Origin of the sequence: Umezawaea sp. (assembly GCF_036375055.1) — a bacterium.
In the GTDB taxonomy this organism is placed as follows: Bacteria; Actinomycetota; Actinomycetes; order Mycobacteriales; family Pseudonocardiaceae; genus Umezawaea.
Genome location: NZ_DASUSQ010000071.1, coordinates 1 through 15044, shown reverse-complemented (window position 1 = coordinate 15044; position 15044 = coordinate 1). Strand labels below are relative to the sequence as shown.

Here is a 15044-nt window from a genome sequence, read left to right as displayed (position 1 = left end):
CGCGAACCATGGTGATCCCGAACAGCACCAACGGGTTGGGCGACGCGGTACTCGACCTCGACGGCCTCGACGCGCTGATCGGCGCGCTCCGCGCCGACGGCCACCTGGTGATCGGCCCGGTCCTGCGCGACAACGCCATCACGTTGGCGGAGGTGGAGTCCGTGGTCGACCTGCCCGCCGGGTGGGGTGTCGACGCGGGACCGGGTCGCTACCGGGTGCGCAGGCGTTCGGACGACGCGGTGTTCGGGCACTCCGCCGGGCCGCAGTCGTGGAAGTCGTTCCTGCACCCGTCCCGCCGCACGCTGGTGTCCAGCGACAGCGGCGGTTTCCACGTGCCGGACGAGCCTGCCGCGAAGTACGCGTTCCTCGGCGCGCGCGCCTGTGACATCGCCGCCATCGCCAAGCTCACGCAGGTGTTGCGCTCCACAGGACGCACACCGTTCGTCGTGGCGGCGCAGTGCACCGAGCCGGGCGAGGTGTGCTTCTGCGCGTCGATGCGCACCGGCCCCGCGGTGGAGTCCGGCTACGACGTGGCGCTGACCGAGCGGATCGACGACGAGGGCCACCGGTTCCTCGCCTCGGCGGGAACACCGGCGGGCGCGGCGCTGCTGGCACGGCTGCCCGGCCGCGCCGCGCAGGAGCGCGACGTCGTGCTGGCGGAGTCGGACGTGGCGGCGGCCGCGGACCGGATGGGCCGGGTGATGCCGGAGGTCGACTTGCGTGCGCTGCTCGCGGCGAGCCGCGACTCCGCGCACTGGGAGTCGGTGGCCCAGCGCTGCCTCACCTGCGGCAACTGCACGATGGTCTGCCCGACCTGCTTCTGCGCGACCACCGAGGACGTCACGGACCTCAGCGGCGGGCACGCCGAGCGCGCACAGCGGTGGGCGTCCTGCTTCGAGATCGACTTCTCCGGTCTGCACGGCGGCGCGGTGCGCACCAGCGGTGCGTCCCGCTACCGGCAGTGGATGACCCACAAGCTGGGCACCTGGCACGACCAGTTCGGCACCTCCGGCTGCGTCGGGTGCGGCAGGTGCATCGCCTGGTGCCCGGTGGGCATCGACATCACCGCGGAAGCCGCGGCGCTCACCGATCTGCTGGGAGGGCGACCATGACGTCCGCGCCGATGACCGAACTCGACGGCCTGCCGCTGCTGGCGGGTCTGTCGCACGACCAGCGCGCCGCGCTGGCGGGGATCGCCCGCCACGAGGACTACGAACCCGGTGCGCGGCTGTTCGAGGAAGGTCGGCTCGCGGACCGGTGCTGGGTGGTGACCGCGGGCTGCGCGGTGGTGGACACCGACATCCCCGGCCGGGGCCGCACGGTGGTCCAGAGCGTGGGCCCCGGCGAACTGCTCGGCTGGTCCTGGCTGGTACCGCCGTACCGATGGCACTTCGGTGCGAGCATCGCCGCGCCGACCAGCGCGGTCGTGGTGGACGCGCTGGACCTCAGGAGGCTCGCGGACGCCGATCCCGTGCTCGGCTACCGGATGTCCCGGATACTGGTCGAGGCCCTGCTCAACCGGTTGCAGGCGACCAGGATCCGCCTGCTCGACCTCTACCGGCACCCCGATGGCGACTGATCCGTGGCTGCCGGTGGCGCACCGGGTGCGGCGCCGCCGGGTGGAGACGAAGGACTCGGCGACCCTCGTGCTGGCCCCGGTCGCGGACCGGTTGCCCGTGTTCCGGCCCGGCCAGTTCGCGATGCTCTACGCGCACGGGATCGGCGAGGTCCCCATCTCGATCAGCGACATCCCCGCCGGTGGCGTGCTGGTCCACACGATCCGCGCGGTCGGTGCGGTGAGTCGGGCGCTGCACTCCGCCGAGCCGGGCGCGGTGCTCGGTGTCCGCGGCCCGTTCGGCACGGCGTGGGACGTCGACCGGGCCGAGGGCGGCGACCTGCTCCTGGTCGCGGGCGGCATCGGCCTGGCACCGCTGCGCCCGGCGCTGCGGCACGCTCTGGAGCACCGGTCGAGCTACCGCCGCGTCACCCTCGTCGTCGGCGCCCGGACACCCTCGGACCTGCTGTACGACGACGAGCTGCGGCACTGGGACTCGCTGGCCGACGTGGACGTCGTCGTGACCGTCGACCACGCCGCCGACGGGTGGACCGGGCGCGTCGGCGTCGTGACCGAACCGCTCGCGTCGATCCCGCTGGACGCGACGCGCACCACGGCGATGCTGTGCGGTCCGGAACCGATGATGCGCTACTGCGCGCGGACGCTGCTCGGCCGCGGAGTTCCCGACGAGGGCGTCCAGGTCTCCCTGGAGCGGAACATGCAGTGCGGCACCGGCGTGTGCGGGCACTGCCAGCTGGGCCCCCTGCTGCTGTGCCGCGACGGACCGGTCGTCGACCTCCCCGTGGCGACCCCGCTCATGCTGGTGAAGGAGCTGTGATGGAACTCCCCTCCCTGGCCGTCTGGAAGTTCACCTCGTGCGACGGGTGCCAGTTGACCCTGCTCGACTGCGAGGACGAACTGCTCGAACTGGCCGGACGCGTTCGGATCTCGCACTTCCTCGAGGTTTCCGGCGTCGTCGAACCCGGACCGCACGACGTGTCCATCGTCGAGGGGTCCGTGACGACCGAGGACGAGGTCGAGCGGATCAGGTCGATCCGGGCGCAGTCCCGCGTGCTGGTCGTCGTGGGCGCGTGCGCCACCTCGGGCGGGATCCAGGCGCTGCGGAACTTCGGCGACGTCGCCGAGTTCCGGTCGGTCGTCTACGCCGATCCCTCCCTCATCGAGTCGCTGGCGACGTCGACCCCCATCTCGGCGCACGTCGAGGTGGACTACGAACTGCGCGGGTGCCCCATCGACCGGCGCCAGCTCCTCGAAGTGCTCTCGGCGTTCCTGGTGGGCCGTGAGCCGGACCTGCCCGACACCAGCGTGTGCACCGAGTGCAAGCGCCGAGGTCTCACCTGCGTGGCCGTGGCGGACGGCACGCCGTGCCTGGGGCCGGTCACCCACGCGGGCTGCGGCGCGCTGTGCCCGGCCGTGAACCGGGGCTGCTACGGGTGTTTCGGACCGATGACGGGCGCGAACGTGCCCGCGCTGATCCCACTGCTGCGGCGGTGCGGCATGGACGACGGGGAGGTGGACCGGGTGTTCCGGACGTTCAACGCCGCCGCCCCGGAGTGGGCGTGACGCACCAGTCCCGCACGCTGCACGTGGCCGGGCTCGCGAGGGTCGAGGGTGAGGGCGCGCTGCACGTGCGGACCAAGGGCGCACGGGTCGAGGAGGTGCGGCTGAACATCTACGAGCCGCCGCGGTTCTTCGAAGCGCTCCTGCGCGGCCGGGACTACCGGGAACCGCCGGACATCACCGCGCGCATCTGCGGCATCTGCCCCGTCGCCTACCAGATGAGCGCCTGTCGGGCGGTCGAGGACGCGTGCGGCGTGGAGGTCGACGGGCAACTCCGGGCGCTGCGCAGGCTGTTGTACTGCGGCGAGTGGATCTCCAGCCACGCCCTGCACATCTACCTGCTGCACGCGCCGGACTTCCTCGGCTTCCCCGACGGCATCGCGATGGCCCGCGCGCAGCGGTCACTGGTGGAGCGGGGGCTGGCGTTGAAGAAGGCGGGCAACTCGGTGATGTCGGCGATCGGCGGTCGCGCGATCCACCCGGTGAACGTCCGGCTCGGTGGCTTCTACCGGGTGCCCACCGCGGCGGAACTGCGACCGTTGGCCGAACAGCTGCGCCAAGCGCTGGACGACGCCGTCGCGACGGTCGGCTGGGTGTCCGGTTTCGACTTCCCCGACCTGGACGTGCCGCACCGGCTGATGGCGCTGCGCGACACCAGCGGGTACCCGTTGGACCGCGGCATACCGCACGTCACGACCGGGCGGTCGTTCCCACCCGCGGAGTTCTCGTCGCACGTCGTCGAGCACCAGGTGCCGCACTCGACGGCGCTGCACGCCCGGCTCGACGGACAGCTCTTCCTCGTGGGCCCGCTCGCACGCTACAGCCTCAACTCCGACCGGCTCTCCCCGGTCGCCGCACAGGTCGCGACCGCCGCGGGTCTGGGCGCGCAGTGCCTCAACCCGTTCCGCAGCATCGTGGTGCGCGCGGTCGAGGTCGTCTACGCCGTGGAAGAGGCGCTGCGGATCATCGCCGACTACGAGCGCCCGAAGCCGTTCATCGAGGTGGACCACCGAGCCGGGGTCGGGCACGGCACCACCGAGGCACCGCGCGGTCTGCTCTACCACCGCTACGAACTCGATGCAGGCGGTGCGGTCCTCAGCGCCGACATCGTCCCCCCGACCTCGCAGAACCAGGCCGCGATCGAGGACGACCTCACGCACCTCGTGACGGGGGCGCTGGGCCTCGACGACCACGCCCTGACCCACCTGTGCGAGCAGGCGATCCGCAACTACGACCCCTGCATCTCCTGCTCGGCCCACTTCCTCGACCTCACGGTGGAACGCGGGTGAGCGCCGTGGTCATCGGCATCGGCAACGAGTTCCGCCGCGACGACGGCGTCGGACCCGCCATCGTCGCGGAGGTCGCGCGCCGCGGCGTGCGGGTCGAGATCTCCGACGGCGACCCCGTCCGGCTCATGGACGCCTGGGAGGACGCCGACCTGGCGGTGGTCGTGGACGCGGTCCGGTGCGTCCCGTCGCGGCCGGGTCGGCTGCACCGCGCGAACGTGCCCACCTCGACGTCCGCCACCAGCTCGCACGGGTTCGGTGTCCCCGAGGCCGTGGAGCTGGCCCGTGCCCTCGACAGGATGCCCGCCAGGCTGGTCGTGCTCGCCATCGAGGTCGACGACGTGGCCTTCGGTGTGGGACTGAGCCCGCTCGTCGCGGGCGCGCTCGGCCCCGCGGTCGACGCCGTGCTGGCCGAACTGGCCGCCGTGGGCGAATCCCCTACGCAGGACGGACGACAGCCACCGGGCAGTGGGAGTGGTGGACGAGCGCCTGGCTCGTAGAGCCGAGCAGCATCCCGGTGAAGCCACCGCGTCCGCGGGAGCCGACGACGAGCAGCTGCGCGGTCTCCGCGAGGCGCAGCAGGGCGTGCACCGGGCGGTCGCGCAGGACGAGTCGCTCCACGCGCACGTCCGGGTACTTCTCCTGCCACCCGGCCAACCGCTGCGCCAGCAGCCGCTCCTCTTCCTCCTCGACCTGCGACCAGTCGATGGTGATCCGCGCCTCGGTGAACGCGCTGTCCACCCGGACGTCGGTCCACGACAGGACGGCCGTGAGCGGGGCCTCCCGTGTCGACGCGGCCTCGAACGCGAAGGCGATCGCCGCCTCGCTGGCCGGTGTGCCGTCCACCCCCACCACGACCGGGCCGCCCTCGGTGGCCGCTCCCCTGACCACCACGACGGGGCACTTGCCGTGCGCGGCCAGCGCGACCGCGGTGGACCCGAGCAGCATCCCGGTGAAGGCACCGAGCCCTCGGGAACCGAGCACGACCATCCGGGCGCGCTTCGACTCCCGGATCAGCGTCGGCACGACCCCGTCGAGCACCGAGTCGGTTTCGACGTCGACGTCCGGCGCGGTGGACCGGGCAGCCGCGACACCGGCCTCCAGCCAACCCCGCGCCAAGGCCGCCATCGACTCGCGCACCCCGTACGAGGTCAGGACGATCTCCGGGTAGCCGCCGACCGGCAGCACGTAGCCGTGCACCAGTCGCAGCGGAACCCGGTGCCTGGCGCACTCCGCCGCCGCCCACCGCACCGCGTCGAGCGCGGATTCCGAACCGTCGACGCCGACCACGATCGGAGCCACAACTGCGGTCATGGCAAGCCTTCCTCTTCGCCGTCCGAGTACCTGGCACCGACGTTACGAATCGGGCGTGCCGCGCGCACTGGCCGTAGGTCCCCCAGACGCAGGGTCTTTCGCGGAACCGGTCCGATGCCCTCGAACCGGTGGGCGACCGCTCTGGTCAACCGGTTCGCGCTCCCGCTGTTCCTGTTCCACAGCAACGGGACGGCACTGGCCCGCACCGTCCTCTACGTCGTCCTCGCCGGACGGATGGTCGACGACCGCGAACCGGACCTCATCTGGTGGTGGGAGCGGCCACTCGCGGTACTCGGTCACCTGCCGTGCACGCTGCCCGTCATCGCCCTGTTCTCGCTGCGGCGGGGAGCGAAGCGCCACCCGTGGCCCCCATCCGGTCACCCGTGCACCAACCGGTCCCTCCCGCGGGTTCGTCCAACGCGATCGTGCCGCGGACAGCGCCGGAACCGGCGCCTTCTGCGTGCTGTTCGCGGCACCGTCCCGTGACGAACCCGAGGTGATCGACGGGAGAGGACCATTTCCGGGTTCCACGAGGACTTCGGGCTCTGCCCCCGCTCACCGCCGCGGCGGACCGTGGTGGTGGGAGGAGAACGACATGACCGTGCGACAGGAAACCGGAGACACGCGGGTTCGGGGCCAGGCGCTGGTGGAGAAGGTCAAGCAGCTCATCCACGAGGGCAACGTCCGCCGCGTCGTCATCAAGAACGACAAGGGCGACACCGTGATGGAGATCCCGGTGACCGCGGGCGTGGTCGCCGCGATCGCCGCCCCCGTGGCCGTCGCCGTCGGGGCCATCGGGGCTCTCGCCAACGAGTGGACCATCCAGGTCGAGCACCACGAGACGCCCCCCGTCGAAGGAGGTGAGAAGTGAAACCCGTCCGGACCTGGGTGGGACTGGCGCTGCTGGCCCTCGGCGTCTTCGGCATCCTCGACGCCACCGACGTCCTGGACCCCGGTGACGTCCTGGGCCGGTGGTGGCCGGTCGCCGTCATCGGCCTCGGCATGACGGCGATGATCGCCCAGCGGAGCGTGTCGGCGGGCCCGGTCGTCCTCACCGTGCTGGGCGTCGTGCTGCTCGCGCAAACGTTGGGCTGGGCATCGGGCAACGTCGTGTGGCCCACGATCCTGGTGCTCGTCGGACTCGCCGTGCTGGCAGGACTGCGCAGGCACCGCACGACCGACCACGACAGCGTCCCGACGCCCGTGGTGATGTTCAGCGGCACGACGACGCGCGAGCGGTCCAAGCACTTCGAGCGCACCACCGTCTCGGCCATCTTCGGCGGCGCGACGCTCGACCTGCGTGAGGCCCACATCGACACCAGGGCCACCGTCGACGCCTTCGCGCTGTTCGGCGGCGTCCAGGTGCTGGTGCCCAAGGGGTGGCGCGTGTCGCTGGGCGGCTTGCCGTTCATGGGCGGATTCGACGACAAGACCTCCGGCGCCGAGGACCTGCCGCCGGACGCGCCGCAGCTCACCGTGAACGCCACGGCGATCCTCGGCGGGGTCGAGGTCGCGCACGAACCGAAGGCGTGAACAGCGGACAGGACCGGAGCGGGGCTGCCGCTCCGGTCCTCGCCGGTGCACGCTCGTGCACCGCACCGCCACGGGAAGGCGACGACATGGCGCTGAGCACCGACCAGCTCGCGGCCCTGCGGGACCTGATGCGGGCCGGGATCCTGTCCGCCGAGCGGGAGGAGGCCGTGCGGGCAGCGCTCGACGACAGCGGCAAGGTCAAGGGCGGCACCGCGCAGGTTCTCGTGGAACTGCTCGGCTACGTCGGTGGCGGTCTGCCGCTGGGCGGTGCCGCGCCGATGCTCGGCACGTCCCGGGAGGACCTGTCCCGCGTCGGTCGCGTCGCGCTGGCGGGCACCGCCACCGTCGTGCTCGTGGCGGGCGGTGGCGGGCGCCTGCGCGGTGGCGGTGGACCGGTGACCTGTTCACCGACACCGCGCCTGCCACCGGTGTCGCCCTGTCCGTCCTGGGCGCGGTGTGGTTCGCCGTCGCGCTGCTTGGTGTCCTGCGGCCCGTTCCGCTCGGTTTCGGCATCGGAGTGGCGATCGCGCTGTTCGGCGCGCAGCAACTGCTCGGCGGCTCGGACACGGTGGCCTGGGCGTACGCACTCAGCGCCGCCGTCGCACCCGTGTCCTTCGCCGCGTACCCGCGGTCCCGAACCACCGTCCTGCTGGTCGCCGGAGTGGTGGCAACGACCTCGGTGGTGCCCGAGGCGGTGTGGGACTGGACCGACGGCGCGGTGAGCGGCGGCGGTCTGCTCCTCGCCGCGGGCGCGGCCCCGTTGGCGGCCAGCGGACTGGGTGTCCGGCTGCGCGCCCGCACGCGCTGAGCCCACCACCCGCGAGCGCGGCGCCGTCACGGCGCGGACATGGCCTGGAGCACGAGGGTGCCGGACCCGGTCAGCACCGCGGGAGCGGCGACACCCGGCGGCGCCTGCCAGGCCGGGCGCACGAGGTCGTTGTCCACGAGGTCGCCGGTGGCCGTGAAGTCGCACCAGAGGCCGTCGACGCTGAGGTTGGGACGGCGCCCGCAGAGCAGTTGACCGCGGCCGTCCGCGATGGCCTTCAACATGGCTCGGTGCCTCGGCGTGTACCTGCTGGTGATCATCGCGACCAACCCCTTCCCCGGATTGCGTGCTTCGAGCGACATCCCACTCTCTCCAAGTGACATGGATCACAGTAGAGACGGACGTTGCTGATGAGCCGGGATCAACCAGCGCACCCCGCGGGTCCTTCGCAGTCGAGAGGAAAGGACCTTGGTCCCTGCACTCCGGTTCCCAGGTCGCCCACCCTGGGACCATGACAACCGCCAACCAGCCGCTCGACCGCCTCAGCTGGTTCCGATGGGTGACCGCCGGAGAGTTCGTCGGGTTCGTCCTGCCCGCGGTCGCGGGAGCGGTGGCCCCTTGGCCCGCGGTGCTGGTGCTCGCGGGTGTCGTCGAGGGCGCGGTGCTCGGCTGGGCGCAGGCGCGGGTGCTGCCCCGTGTCCTGCCGGGGTTGCCCGGTCTCCAGTGGATCGCCACCACGGCCGCGGCCGCGGGTTTCGCGTGGACGGTCGCGATGATGGCGACGGCCAACGGCGAACGACTGGCTTCGTTGCCCGCTGTCGTGCTCCTGCCCGTCGCCGCGGTGTTGGGGATGGCGGTGCTGCTGTCCATCGGCACCGCGCAGTGGCTGGTGCTGCGCTACCACGTGCAGAACGCACACCGGTGGGTCTGGGCGACCGGCGTCGCGTGGGGCATGGCGTTGCTGGTGTTCCTGGTTGTCACGATCCCGCTGTGGCAGCCGGGACTCGCGCTCCGCGTGCTCATCGGTGTCCTCGGCGGACTGCTGATGGCTGCGACGATGGCCTTGATCACCGGCACGGCACTGGCCCGCTTGGTCGAGGAGCGCTAGAGGGCTTCGCCGAGTTCGATGAGCAGGCGGCCGTAGCGACCGGAAACGTGCACGTCACCGAAACCCAGTCCCCCACATGGCTTTCGGACACGGCATCCACCACTGTTTCGGAGGCCGCCGGCCAGGATGGAACTACCAGCGCACCGGTGGCTGAGGTCTGGCCGAAGTGCTTCTGCTCGTGACCTGACGTGATGGCGGTATCCAGTTCGACGGCGATCCCGCGCAGGTCGGCGCGCTGCCAGCGGCGGACCACATCGCGGCCACCGTGCAATGGATCACTGCCTGACCCCGACGCCCACATGGTCCACGTTCCCGTGCACGCTTCGCGGTTGAACCACGTGGAGATCTCCGTCTCCGCCGTGCGGCGCAGAGCACTCATCTCCGACGAACCGATCACGCGTTCAGCACGTGGATCGGACGCGACAAGCCCTCAGCTTGTTGTTCAAGGACCCAGGCGGTGAGACGCACCCCTGTGTGGTCATGAGCGCAGCCCTTGGTTGATCACCTTATCGCGGCAGAAGGACGATCGATCCAAGGGCTCCGTGATCAGCGTGCACGATGTCGACCGGGAACAGGCACTCGGGGAGCTGGGTCGGTTCCGTCAGGACTTCCACCGCTGTCTGACCACGCGGGCGGACGGGTTGTTCGAGCTGACCGACGCGGTGCTCTGCGCTGACGGCCCGGTCCGAGCATTGGTCGGGTTGTCGCCGGCGCCGGAGCACCGGCGAGGCCACGGTGGCCTCTACGACGCGGTCAACAACGGCCGGATCGACTATGACGACCACCAAATATCCTTGTCGCACAACGGTTGCCAAAGCAGCGGATGGACGGATCGTGGTGGCGGTGGATGTGTCGCCCTGGCTGCGGCTCGACGCCAACACCTCCCCACGGCGGTCGTTCTGCCACACCTACGGACGCGGCAAGGGCGAGCCCCACATGATCCCCGGCTGGCCGTATTCCGTCGTGGCGGCCCTGGAAACCGGCCGGACCTCCTGGACCGCGGTGCTCGACGCGATCCGGTTGCCACCCGTCGTCGATCTCGTCGCGGTGACCACCGCCCAGCTCCGCGACGTCGTGCACCGACTGATCACCGCAGGACCTCCGATCACCGGTCGGACCGCGGCCGGTCAACCGCTCGGCGGGGACGACCCCGCGACCACGCTCTCGACGGCGAGGAAGTCCTCATCCGCGTAGGCATCGAGCAGCGCGGACTCGACCGGCCCGTAGTCATCGGCGTAGTCGTCGTCGGTCAGATCGGCATCCACCGGGGCTGTGATGTCGACCTGATCTCCTACGTGGTCGCCGTCGGCGAAGTACTGGCTCTCGGCCGGCGTCGTGATCGTTGGTGCCGCGGTCGTGGTCATCGCACCTCCGTCGGCGATCGGACTGTCGTCGTCGGCCCCGCAGCCGGTCGTGGCTGCGGCCAGCGTGAGCGCCGCGCTCACCGCGAGCAACTTCTCGGTACGTCGAATCACGACTCCCACTCCTGTCATCGTTATCGTTCCCTCACGTCCTCAGCCGGATCTCCGCTGACCGGCGCAGGAACCCCTTGGCTGCTGGAGGTCTCAGCTCCAACTGTTCCTGGAGCAGCGGGCGGGTGGCGCGTCACCGTTCCCCGCGGCTTTGACCACCGTCTCCACCGCGGTCTCACCCGCGTCTTCCAAGCTGAACGTCAGCGAGATCGTCGTGCCGGCCAGAACTTCCTCGGAGAAGTCCACGATGCGCAGGTGGCAGGTCGGATCCGCGCTGCCGGCCGTGTCGAGCGGAACCGGGATGCGCTGCACGGTTCCGCCGTAGTCCTCGTCCGAACGAAGCTCCACATCGTCCGCAGTGCTCGTGCGCACGCCCAGCAGCACGTCGGCGGCATCGGTTTCGCGAAACATCGCGAAACGCACCACGGGGTCGTCACCGCGCTGGCAGGAACCGTCGCCAGGTGCCTCGGCGAACACGTCGCGCAGCAGAGCACCACCGATCTCCGCGTCAGTGCCCAACTGCCGCGGCGCGACGTTGCACGATGCCACCATCGCGGCGTTCACCGCACCGGCGACTCCGAGGGTGCCAAATCCGTTCATGCCCATCGGCTACCGGCCCGCGAGCCCTGTAGCGCGTCGCGAACCGCCGTCAGGCAAACGCGAGGTCTCCACAGATCGGAACTGTGTGGTGGACCCTCCGCTGCCGTAGACCGCGACGGTGGTCCGCACCGCTCCCAGGCGCGCCAGCGGCAACCCGCACAGCCCCGCGATGAGGTCCTACAACGCGGTGTCCACCGCGGACATCGCACACGGCACCAAGCCGACCCGGCCCAGGTCGCGCACCCGCGTGCATCCGTTCCCAGCAGTGCGGAACGTCCAGAGCGGGCATTCCGACCGCACCCCCTGAACAGATCGGATTCGAACCCCGGACGACGACCCGCATTCCTCGTCGAGCACCCACCGGGCGGCGTGGGCGTTGGGCCGGGTCAGCGGCTGGCCGGTGCGAGTCGGACCTCGCGCACGGTGAACGGTGTTCCCTGTTGGCAGGTGGTCGCCTGGCCGGGACGTGCCTCGCCCTGCACGACGACCTCCGTTCCCGGCCGCAGCACCTGCGCATCACCGTCGAGGAGGAGGAATTGCCCGGAATCGGTCGTCAACACCAGACATCCGGGTTCCACCCCGGCTTCCACCCGGCCCCGCAGAACGGATTGGCCGTCGCTCGGCGACGTGGTGGGTGTCGATGTCGCAGGGGTTCCACAAGCAGGCGGGAAGACGTCACCATCACCATTCGCCTCGACCATGGCCTCGATGGTGGTGTCCTCCGCCTTCTCGAAGTCGAACGTCAACGCGACGGTCGTGCCCGCGAGCACCTCGCGGGTGAAACCGATGATCCGAAGGTGGTAGTCGGATCCGATGTCGCCGGAGCCACCGGCTGTTTCGTTCGGGGGTACGGGGATCGCGTCCACCGGCGGACTCGTGCCGTCGCAGTCCTGGTCGGCTCGCAGCTCGACGTGTTCGGCACTGTCGCTGCGCACCCCGATCAGGGCGTCGGACGTGTCCGCGTCGGTGAGCAGGGTCAAGCGGACGTCCGCGTCGTCACCAGGGTGCCAGGAGTGGCCGGGTGGCGCCTGGACCACCACGTTCCTCAGCAGCACTTGGCCCACCTGCCCGTTGGAGCCCATCGTGCCGCTCTCCAGATGCTGCTGAGGTTCCCCGCAGGAGGCGAGGGAGAGCACCAGGGCACTCGACACGGCGACAACGCGGAAGGTGTTCACACCGGTCGGCTACCCCGGGGCAGACGCGCACGAACGCCTGCCGGCCGTCGTCAGCCAATCGCAAGGAAGCTCGCCCTGACGGAATCAGCGGACACCGTGCAGGAGCTGGCGGATGCGCGGCGCGGCCAGGAAGAGCAGGACGCCGAAGGCGACGGCCGCACCGCCCACGATCGCGACGCCGAGGAAACCCGGTAGCAGCGCCAAGGCGATGTGGCCGAACATGATGAGGACAGCGCTGCCGAACAGCACCCTCTCGGATCCCAAGAGCCGGTCCGCCACCCGCGCGCCGACGATCGTCGACAGGTAGACCAGTCCACCGTAGGCGCCGACGATGCTGGTCGCGGTGGATTCCGCCAACCCCAACCCGCCTTCGGCCGCGGAGTGGTACAGGTAGATGGTGAGAATGCCCTGCATCCCGTAGAACGAGAACCGTTCCCACATCTCGACGCCGAAGAGGTTGGCCAAGGTGCGGGGGTGCCCGAAGAACCCCTTCTCGCCGGTGGCCGGTGCGGTGCTGGCCACCAGGTAGCCCTCCCTCCGCCACGTGCGGTTGGCCGTGTGCCGATGCGCTTCTCGCGGCCATCCGAGCATCCGCCGACCGCAGCCGACTCGCGACTCGGGCACCTGACGGTTTCCTTGCGGTACGCGGACCCGAGCTTCCTTCGGCCCGTCGGGCGGATAGCCTCGAACGCGAAGTGATCCACGTCGGTCCATCCAGTGTGGACTGTCGGGGCATCCTGCCGCGAACCGCAGGATCCGAAACGGGGAGGAGAGCCGGTGCTCGCCATCGATGACACCGCGAAAGCTGCCATCACCACGCTGACCAATGCCATGGACGTGTCGGAGCGCGGCGGGTTGCGCATCGCCGCGCGAAGCGGCGATGGAAGGTACGACCTGTCGATCGCACCACAACCAGGCGACGGTGAACTCGTGGTCACCTCCGAGCCGGGTGCCGCGGTGTTCCTCGACCCCGTCGCTGCCCGACTTCTGGCCGACAAGGTCCTGAACGTGCGCGCCGACGAAGCCGGACACTTCCACTTCGGCGTATACCCACAGGACTGAGCGGCGGGGAACGCGTTCCTCCGTGAAGTAGGGATCAGACACCACCCCGCGTACCGATCACAGCCGGGCAGTCCCGCCACACGGCCCGACACGGACATGACGACGTGTCGGATGGTCACCCCGGCATCCTTGTCTGGTTGGCGCTGACCGCAACAAGGCAACTGTGCTCGTCTCCGGGGCTGGTCGATCCGTGTTCGCTCGCCCTGGCGACCATGACGGGGCCAATCACGTCCTCGTAGGACGCAGCTGGCCGCTGGCGGTGCGCGGAGGAGGTCTCGCGGCGTCGAAAGCGAAGCGGGACAACGACTCCACCCATCCCGGCCAGGTGATCACCTCGGCTCCGACGATGTCGGCCGAGGTGGCCTCCCTGTGTGGTGACGCTGTGTCCGCCGACCTCGCCCCTTGCCGCTGTGCTCGTCGATGACGCTGATCGGCACCGTGGTCCGCGCAGCAGCCGAGCACTTCGCGAAGAACCTGGTCGACACCGATCGTCACCTCGGACGTCGGTCGTCTCGATGCGGAACCGCTCGTTTGCCGTGGCCGCCGTCGACAGCAGCCACGGCCATTTCGTCAGCGCCTCACGAAGTCCGCTCCGGCCTGTGACGGGCGCTTCGCCTGTACTGGTAGGTCGCTGCCGCGCTGGATCCGGCCGTGATCATCACGGTGAATCCCACAGCGATCGCGGCGTCCTCCCCCTTGTTGTACCCGAGCACGAACGGGGCGGCCCTGTCCGACCTGAGGGGAATCCGCGCAGCGGTTGAGGACACGATCACCCTGGCCGGGGTCCGGCCGCTGGTGGTGCTGGACAGCCGGGGTCCGATGAAGTTGATCGGACTGGCGGAACTGCTGGCGGTGAACCCGTCGGCGGCCACGCGGATGGTGGCCCGGCTCGTCGCGGTGGACATGGTCGACCGGCAGCCGAACCCGGGGACACGGCGCGAGGTCGTCATCGGGTTGACGCCGGTCGGCAGGCAGGTCGTGCGCGGTATCACCGAACGGCGGCGGGCGGAGATCGCGGACATCGTCGCCCGGATGCCGGAATCCACGCGGTGCGGGCTGGTCGAGGCTCTGATCGCGTGCGCCGAGGCCGGGGGCGAGCCACCCGCCGACGTCCCGCCGGGCGATACGGCCTGGTTCTGACCGCTCAACCGCCGGGCGCGCTGCCGCGCACCTCCAGGAGGTGGTCGTCAGGCAGCAGGTGCGCGGCCTCGGGTTCCTCGCACCAGAGACGTGTTCCATTGCGCAGCACGGCCAGCACACGTGGGCAGAACTGGAGCGGATCGCGGCCGATCTCGGTGAGGTGGACGGGGCGAAGTGCCAGCACCAGGTCGCCGGCTAGCGCGGCGGCGTCGATGAACGGCCTCAACAGACCGGGCCAGAAGACCGACTGCCTCGTCGTTCCGTCACCCACTCCACCGGACACGACCACGCGGGTGGCGCCGAGCAGAGTTGCCACGGAGGTCACCACCGATCTGCGCACCACGAGGATGATCGCGGCACTGGTCAACCGCCTCACGGCCGAGGTGACCAGCATGCCCTCCGCGTCGCTGTTCACCGCGACCACGACGCACAACGCCACATCGATGTCGGCA

At 70.6% G+C, this 15044-nt stretch carries 19 protein-coding genes and 1 pseudogene; 13 read left to right on the top strand and 7 right to left on the bottom strand.

Features of this window, described 5'->3' with window-relative positions:
- Positions 1-8 precede the first annotated feature (8 nt).
- Genes VFZ92_RS19555 through VFZ92_RS19530 form a run of 6 tightly spaced genes read left to right on the top strand, consistent with a single transcriptional unit; the run spans position 9 to position 4922 of the window.
- Complete coding sequence (locus VFZ92_RS19555; RefSeq protein WP_330877409.1) at positions 9-1112, top strand: 4Fe-4S dicluster domain-containing protein; 1104 nt, start codon at positions 9-11, stop codon at positions 1110-1112.
- Positions 1109-1579, top strand: coding sequence for a cyclic nucleotide-binding domain-containing protein (locus VFZ92_RS19550; protein ID WP_330877408.1), 471 nt, complete (start codon positions 1109-1111; stop codon positions 1577-1579). The genes VFZ92_RS19555 and VFZ92_RS19550 overlap by 4 nt, the downstream gene beginning before the upstream one ends.
- Complete coding sequence (locus VFZ92_RS19545; protein ID WP_330877407.1) at positions 1569-2393, top strand: FAD/NAD(P)-binding protein; 825 nt, start codon at positions 1569-1571, stop codon at positions 2391-2393. The genes VFZ92_RS19550 and VFZ92_RS19545 overlap by 11 nt, the downstream gene beginning before the upstream one ends.
- Positions 2393-3139 (top strand): oxidoreductase, encoded by a 747-nt coding sequence (locus VFZ92_RS19540; RefSeq protein WP_330877406.1) that lies wholly within the window; start codon positions 2393-2395, stop codon positions 3137-3139. Before VFZ92_RS19545 ends, VFZ92_RS19540 begins: the two co-directional genes overlap by 1 nt.
- Complete coding sequence (locus tag VFZ92_RS19535; protein WP_330877405.1) at positions 3136-4425, top strand: Ni/Fe hydrogenase subunit alpha; 1290 nt, start codon at positions 3136-3138, stop codon at positions 4423-4425. Before VFZ92_RS19540 ends, VFZ92_RS19535 begins: the two co-directional genes overlap by 4 nt.
- Positions 4422-4922, top strand: coding sequence for a hydrogenase maturation protease (locus VFZ92_RS19530; protein WP_330877404.1), 501 nt, complete (start codon positions 4422-4424; stop codon positions 4920-4922). Before VFZ92_RS19535 ends, VFZ92_RS19530 begins: the two co-directional genes overlap by 4 nt.
- Here the strand turns inward: VFZ92_RS19530 and VFZ92_RS19525 are convergent.
- Positions 4861-5736, bottom strand: a complete 876-nt coding sequence (locus tag VFZ92_RS19525) for a universal stress protein (protein ID WP_330877403.1) — start codon at positions 5734-5736, stop codon at positions 4861-4863. The genes VFZ92_RS19530 and VFZ92_RS19525 overlap by 62 nt on opposite strands.
- Positions 5737-6331: 595 nt before the next feature.
- Here VFZ92_RS19525 and VFZ92_RS19520 point away from each other — a divergent pair.
- The 3 genes from VFZ92_RS19520 (at position 6332) to VFZ92_RS19510 (ending at position 8077) form a co-directional block, all read left to right on the top strand.
- The gene (locus tag VFZ92_RS19520; RefSeq protein ID WP_330877402.1) at positions 6332-6607 is read left to right on the top strand and encodes a DUF4342 domain-containing protein; all 276 of its coding nucleotides are present in this window, start codon (positions 6332-6334) and stop codon (positions 6605-6607) included.
- A complete protein-coding gene (locus tag VFZ92_RS19515) occupies positions 6604-7269 on the top strand; it encodes a LiaF transmembrane domain-containing protein (protein ID WP_330877401.1) in 666 nt (221 codons plus the stop codon). The genes VFZ92_RS19520 and VFZ92_RS19515 overlap by 4 nt, the downstream gene beginning before the upstream one ends.
- Positions 7270-7723: 454 nt before the next feature.
- Positions 7724-8077, top strand: a complete 354-nt coding sequence (locus VFZ92_RS19510) for a hypothetical protein (RefSeq protein WP_330877400.1) — start codon at positions 7724-7726, stop codon at positions 8075-8077.
- A gap of 26 nt (positions 8078-8103) precedes the next feature.
- Here the strand turns inward: VFZ92_RS19510 and VFZ92_RS19505 are convergent, their stop codons facing one another.
- Complete coding sequence (locus VFZ92_RS19505) at positions 8104-8397, bottom strand: hypothetical protein (RefSeq protein WP_330877399.1); 294 nt, start codon at positions 8395-8397, stop codon at positions 8104-8106.
- 149 nt (positions 8398-8546) lie between these two features.
- Between VFZ92_RS19505 and VFZ92_RS19500 the strand changes: the two genes are divergently transcribed.
- Together VFZ92_RS19500 and VFZ92_RS19495 are read left to right on the top strand one after the other, a co-directional pair.
- On the top strand, positions 8547-9143 hold the full coding sequence (locus VFZ92_RS19500) for a hypothetical protein (protein ID WP_330877398.1): 597 nt from the start codon (positions 8547-8549) through the stop codon (positions 9141-9143).
- 774 nt (positions 9144-9917) lie between these two features.
- The gene (locus VFZ92_RS19495) at positions 9918-10337 is read left to right on the top strand and encodes a transposase (protein ID WP_330877397.1); all 420 of its coding nucleotides are present in this window, start codon (positions 9918-9920) and stop codon (positions 10335-10337) included.
- Here VFZ92_RS19495 and VFZ92_RS19490 read toward each other — a convergent pair.
- The 4 genes and pseudogenes from VFZ92_RS19490 to VFZ92_RS19475 form a co-directional block, all read right to left on the bottom strand.
- Positions 10271-10627, bottom strand: coding sequence for a hypothetical protein (locus VFZ92_RS19490; protein WP_330877396.1), 357 nt, complete (start codon positions 10625-10627; stop codon positions 10271-10273). The genes VFZ92_RS19495 and VFZ92_RS19490 overlap by 67 nt on opposite strands.
- Positions 10628-10708: 81 nt before the next feature.
- Positions 10709-11179, bottom strand: a complete 471-nt coding sequence (locus VFZ92_RS19485; RefSeq protein WP_330877395.1) for a hypothetical protein — start codon at positions 11177-11179, stop codon at positions 10709-10711.
- Between the two features lie 422 nt (positions 11180-11601).
- Positions 11602-12297, bottom strand: a complete 696-nt coding sequence (locus VFZ92_RS19480; protein ID WP_330877394.1) for a copper chaperone PCu(A)C — start codon at positions 12295-12297, stop codon at positions 11602-11604.
- Positions 12298-12531: 234 nt separating this feature from the next.
- Positions 12532-12912: pseudogene (locus VFZ92_RS19475) on the bottom strand (MFS transporter); the annotation flags it as partial.
- A gap of 255 nt (positions 12913-13167) precedes the next feature.
- Here VFZ92_RS19475 and VFZ92_RS19470 point away from each other — a divergent pair.
- Positions 13168-13452 (top strand): iron-sulfur cluster biosynthesis protein, encoded by a 285-nt coding sequence (locus VFZ92_RS19470; RefSeq protein ID WP_330877393.1) that lies wholly within the window; start codon positions 13168-13170, stop codon positions 13450-13452.
- A 663-nt stretch (positions 13453-14115) separates the two neighbouring features.
- On the top strand, positions 14116-14592 hold the full coding sequence (locus tag VFZ92_RS19465; protein ID WP_330877392.1) for a MarR family winged helix-turn-helix transcriptional regulator: 477 nt from the start codon (positions 14116-14118) through the stop codon (positions 14590-14592).
- Positions 14593-14596: 4 nt separating this feature from the next.
- On the opposite strand, the gene VFZ92_RS19460 is transcribed toward VFZ92_RS19465, so the two are convergent.
- Positions 14597-15044: hypothetical protein (locus VFZ92_RS19460; protein WP_330877391.1), on the bottom strand; the 448-nt coding region annotated here is incomplete at its 5' end.

Coding starts and splice junctions, on each gene's coding strand:
- VFZ92_RS19555 (WP_330877409.1), top strand. CDS start 9: ATGGTGATCCCGAACAGCACCAACGGGTTGGGCGACGCGGTACTCGAC.
- VFZ92_RS19550 (WP_330877408.1), top strand. CDS start 1,109: ATGACGTCCGCGCCGATGACCGAACTCGACGGCCTGCCGCTGCTGGCG.
- VFZ92_RS19545 (WP_330877407.1), top strand. CDS start 1,569: ATGGCGACTGATCCGTGGCTGCCGGTGGCGCACCGGGTGCGGCGCCGC.
- VFZ92_RS19540 (WP_330877406.1), top strand. CDS start 2,393: ATGGAACTCCCCTCCCTGGCCGTCTGGAAGTTCACCTCGTGCGACGGG.
- VFZ92_RS19525 (WP_330877403.1), bottom strand. CDS start 5,736: ATGACCGCAGTTGTGGCTCCGATCGTGGTCGGCGTCGACGGTTCGGAA.
- VFZ92_RS19520 (WP_330877402.1), top strand. CDS start 6,332: ATGACCGTGCGACAGGAAACCGGAGACACGCGGGTTCGGGGCCAGGCG.
- VFZ92_RS19505 (WP_330877399.1), bottom strand. CDS start 8,397: ATGTCGCTCGAAGCACGCAATCCGGGGAAGGGGTTGGTCGCGATGATC.
- VFZ92_RS19500 (WP_330877398.1), top strand. CDS start 8,547: ATGACAACCGCCAACCAGCCGCTCGACCGCCTCAGCTGGTTCCGATGG.
- VFZ92_RS19495 (WP_330877397.1), top strand. CDS start 9,918: ATGACGACCACCAAATATCCTTGTCGCACAACGGTTGCCAAAGCAGCG.
- VFZ92_RS19480 (WP_330877394.1), bottom strand. CDS start 12,297: ATGGGCTCCAACGGGCAGGTGGGCCAAGTGCTGCTGAGGAACGTGGTG.